This is a genomic window from Nevskia sp. (genome assembly GCF_023266035.1).
Taxonomy (GTDB): Bacteria; Pseudomonadota; Gammaproteobacteria; order Nevskiales; family Nevskiaceae; genus Nevskia.
Genome location: NZ_JAHFRY010000180.1, coordinates 2,577 through 6,728 on the forward strand (window position 1 = coordinate 2,577; position 4,152 = coordinate 6,728).

The following is a 4,152-nucleotide window of genomic DNA, read 5'->3' on the forward strand; positions in this document are numbered from 1 at the left end:
TGTGCTCAGATCGGTGGCTTCTTCCAGCCGCCGGATCTGCTTTCCAGAAAGCTGGCGACCGCCAGGCAGATGTCCTCGCGCCAGGGCGCGGCGACGATCTGGATGCCGATCGGCAGCTTGCCGTCCGCCGAGGTGCCGCAGCGGACCACGACCACCGGCCAGCCGGTCGAATTGAACGCGCCGGTGTAGCTCCAGGTGTAGGCGTTCGGCCGCGCCGCCGAGGCCGGACGGTCGATCACTTCGGCGGCCTTGCCGGCCACCGGGCAAAGCAGCACGTCGTACTTCTGGATCCAGCCGAGCATCCGCGACTTGGCGTCATCGGCCGCATCCCAGGCGGCGACCGTGTCGGCAGTCGAGATCGGCACCAGGGTCTTCATCCGCTCGGTGACTGATGGCGAGAAGTTCTGCGTGCCCCACTTCGCGGCCATGCGCTTGTAGAACGCCCAGCCATCGGCGTTGGTCAGCTTGGTGCGGGCGTCGTAGAGGTCCTGCAGGATCGCTTTCGGTAGGTCTTCGGTGACGCTGGCGGCCACGCCTTCCATCCACTTGGCGGCCTGGATCACCGTGTTCTTGACGTCGTCATCGGTCTCGGCAACACCGTTGGCCGAGAAGAAAGCGACCTTCAGTTTCTTCAGGTTGACGGCGGCTGGATCAGCCCAGGGCACCGGTGCGCAGGAAGCATCGCGGTAGTCCGGGCCAGAGATGATCGGCGTGATCAGGCTCAGGTCCTCCACTCGCCGGGTCATCGGCCCGAGCTGCTGCCAGAGATCGAACAGGCCGCCGTAGTCGACGATGTGGCCGGTACGCGGCACACGGATCGAAGTCGGCTTGATGCCGGCGATGCCGTTGTTGTGCGCCGGGCCGCGGATCGAACCGCCCCAGTCGGAGCCGATGTCGAACGCCGCGCCGCCGGCGGCGACGATGGCGCCGGCACCACCGGACGAGCCGGAGGTCGAGCGGGTCAGGTCGTAGGGGTTGTGCGAGGAGCCGTACAGCAGGTTCGAGGCGGCGCTGATGCCGCCGAGCCCGCCCAAGGTGAACTCCGGCGTGTTGGTCTTGCCGAGCAGGATCGCACCGGCCTTGCGGACTCGGGCGACGACGGTCGCATCCTTCTTCGGAATGAATTGCTGGCGGCCATAAGTCGCGCCGGTGGTGATCACGCCTTCGGTGTCGAGCGAATCCTTGATGGTCATCGGCACGCCGTGCAGCGGGCCCATCCAGTCGCCGCGCGCGCCGGCCTTGTCGGCGGCGGCGGCTTCCTTGCGAGCGCGGCCGTAACTGTTCATGACCACCGCGTTCAGCTCGTCATTCACCGACAGCTGGCGCGCGATATAGGCCTCGACCGCTTCGCTGGCCGACACCTTGCCGGCGCGGATCAGGCCGGCGAGCTTGGTCGCCGACATGTAGATCAGCTCGTTGCTGCTGTCGGTCGATGCCGCTTGGGCAACCGACATCGCCGGTGCGGCGACGACCGGCGCAACCGCTGCTGCGCGAACCACGCTGAGCAGGTCGCGGCGCGTGAATTGGCGAGTCGTCGGCTGGTCGGCATTGGCCGGTGCAGCCAGCATGTCTGAAACCTGTTTGGGCATGTTCATGATCGGACTTTCTCAGGGTTCAGATAGGGGGCAGCTGCCAGCCACCGGTCTGCTTCTCGACATGCGCCATCGCCGCGAGCACGACGTCGTCGCGCCAGGGCTGGCCGACGATCTGGATGCCGAGCGGCATGCCCGGTTCGTCCTTGGAGGTGCCGGCGCGGACCACGCCGGCCGGCCAGCCGTTGGTGTTGTACTGGCTGGTGTAGCCACCGCCGGCCGCAGCCGGCGAATTCGGCGGCCGCACGAATTCGGCCGGAATCTTCTGCGGCGCCATGTTGGCAGCCGGGCAGATGATCAGGTCATAACCTTCGACCCAGGCCAGCTGCTCGCTCTTGATCGCGTCCATCTCTTCGAGCAGGCGGGTGAAGTCGGCGCTCGGCAGTTCCTCGCCATCGAGCCGCAGGCCCGGCGAAGCCTGGGTGGTGCCGTGTTTCTTGAGCAGCGCGCGGATGTGGGCGCGGTCATCGGCACCTTCGTACTTCTGCCGGATCTCCCAGAGTTGGCGCATCTTCGGCGGCTGGTCCTGCTTCACCGTGCAACCCAGCGCCGTGAAATAGGCGACGCACTGCTTGACCAGCGCCTGGGTTTCCGACGAGGCGTCGATGGTGCCGTTGCTGGTGTACCAGGCGACTCGCAGCGATTTCAGATTGACCTTGGCCGGATCGCCGATCGGCACCGGCGCCATCGTCGCATCGGAGAAATCCGGGCCGTTGAGCAGGCTCATCAGCAGAGTCAGATCTTCGACCCGGCGCGCCAGCGGACCGGTTTCCTGGAAGAAATCATAGGCACCGCCGTAGCCGACGATGTGGCCGGTGCGCGGCACCCGGCCCAGGGTCGGCTTGATGCCGGCGATGCCGTTGACGAAGGCCGGGCCGCGAATCGAGCCACCGTAGTCGGAGCCGATGTCGAAGTAGGCACCACCGGCGGCGACGATGGCGCCGGCACCGCCGGACGAGCCGGACGGCGTGTAAGCCTGGTTGTACGGGTTGTAGGTCTGGCCGTGGATCAGGTTGTAGGTGCCACGAGCATTGCCGCCGAGCGTGAACTCCGGCGTGTTGGTCTTGCCAAGCAGGATGCCGCCCGCAGCGCGGACCCGGGCGACGACGGTTGCATCCTTGCCCGGCACGAAATCCTTGCGGCCCAGCGTGCCGCCGGTCGACACGACGCCGGCGGTATCGAAGGAATCCTTGATCGTGAACGGCACGCCGTGCAGCGGGCCCAGCGACTTGCCGCTGGCCAGCAGGGTGTCGGCCGCTGCCGCTTCCGCCAGCGCGCGTTCGCGGCAGGTGGCGACCACGGCGTTGAGCTTGGGGTTCACCGCATCGATGCGCGCGTAGCAGGCCTTGACCACGTCCACCGAGGTCACCTGCTTGGAAGCGATCATCGCGGCGATCTCGGTGACCGACTTCGAAGTCAGCGCATCGCCAGCGGCGGCCCGTGCGCTGCGCATCGGCGCAAAGGCCAGTGCGGCACCGGTCGCGGCGGTCCCGGCAATGAAACGGCGACGACTCAGGCCCTGGTGGTGAAGCTGATCGTGATCGGTAGCGGGCGGCGGCTGCGGCAATCCCATGGACAGGCTCGTTCGGTGGCGTGAAGGCCGCGCGGCGCGCGGAGTCTGTTCATGGAACGGATCGCAGCGGCCTCACCCTACCTTTGGCGTTGTTGGCCGACGCGGAGTGGTCGCGAGCCGAACAAGCAAAAAATCCCGTCATTCCCGCGCAGGCGGGAATCCAGTTTCGATGCGGTGCGCTACGGCCCCAACAGGATGCCCGCCTGCGCGGGCATGACGCGTGTTTGCAGGTGCTCGAACGACTGGCGGCCGCTAAATCGGCGGCTGCTTCCACCCCCCGCTCTGCGCCTCGACGAACGCAGCCACCGCCAGGCAGATGTCCTCGCGCCAGGGCGCGCAGACGATCTGCACGCCGATCGGCAGCTTGCCGTCCGCCGAGCTGCCGGCACGGACCACCACCACCGGCCAGCCGGTGGAATTGAACACGCCGGTGTACGGCCAGCCGCCGCCAGCCCCGGCGCCGCCGCCCGTGGCACCACCGGGCACGTCGATCGGCTGTGCCGGCTTGCCGGATACCGGGCAGACGAACACGTCGTAGTTCTTCATCCAGGCCAGCAGGCGCGACTTGCATTCGTCCTGCTGCTCCCAGGCTTCGACCATCTCCGCGGTGCTCAACACCTTCGGATCAACCAGCTGGGCCTTGCGCTGCGGCGAGATGTTTTCGGTGTGCCACTTCTCGGCGAGGCGCTTGTAGTAAGCCCAGCCATCACCGCTGGACAGCTTGCTGCGCGCGGCAGACAAGGTTTTCAGCACTTCGATGGGCGCGGCTTCGGTCACCGAGGACGTTGCGCCAGTCAGCCAGGCGGCTACCTGACGCACGACCTTCTTGGTGTCCTCATCCGTTGCACCCTGCCCTGTTGCTCCGTTGTCGACGCAGAACGCCACCTTCAGCTTCTTGATGTCCACAGTCGCCGGATCGACCCAGGGCACCGGCGCGCAGGAGGCATCGTGGAAATCCGGGCCGGAAATGATCGGTGTGATCAGCGT

The 4,152-nt window shown here is 66.9% G+C and carries 3 protein-coding genes; all 3 read right to left on the reverse strand.

What is annotated here, in order from left to right; genetic code table 11:
- Nucleotides 1-5 precede the first annotated feature (5 nt).
- Nucleotides 6-1,595 (reverse strand): amidase, encoded by a 1,590-nt coding sequence (locus Q0D45_RS19895; protein ID WP_293397161.1) that lies wholly within the window; start codon nt 1,593-1,595, stop codon nt 6-8.
- 19 nt (nt 1,596-1,614) lie between these two features.
- Entirely contained in the window at nt 1,615-3,165 is a 1,551-nt protein-coding gene (locus Q0D45_RS19900; protein WP_293397164.1) for an amidase, read from the reverse strand.
- Nucleotides 3,166-3,417: 252 nt separating this feature from the next.
- On the reverse strand, nt 3,418-4,152 hold a 735-nt coding region (locus Q0D45_RS19905), incomplete at its 5' end, for an amidase family protein (RefSeq protein WP_293397167.1).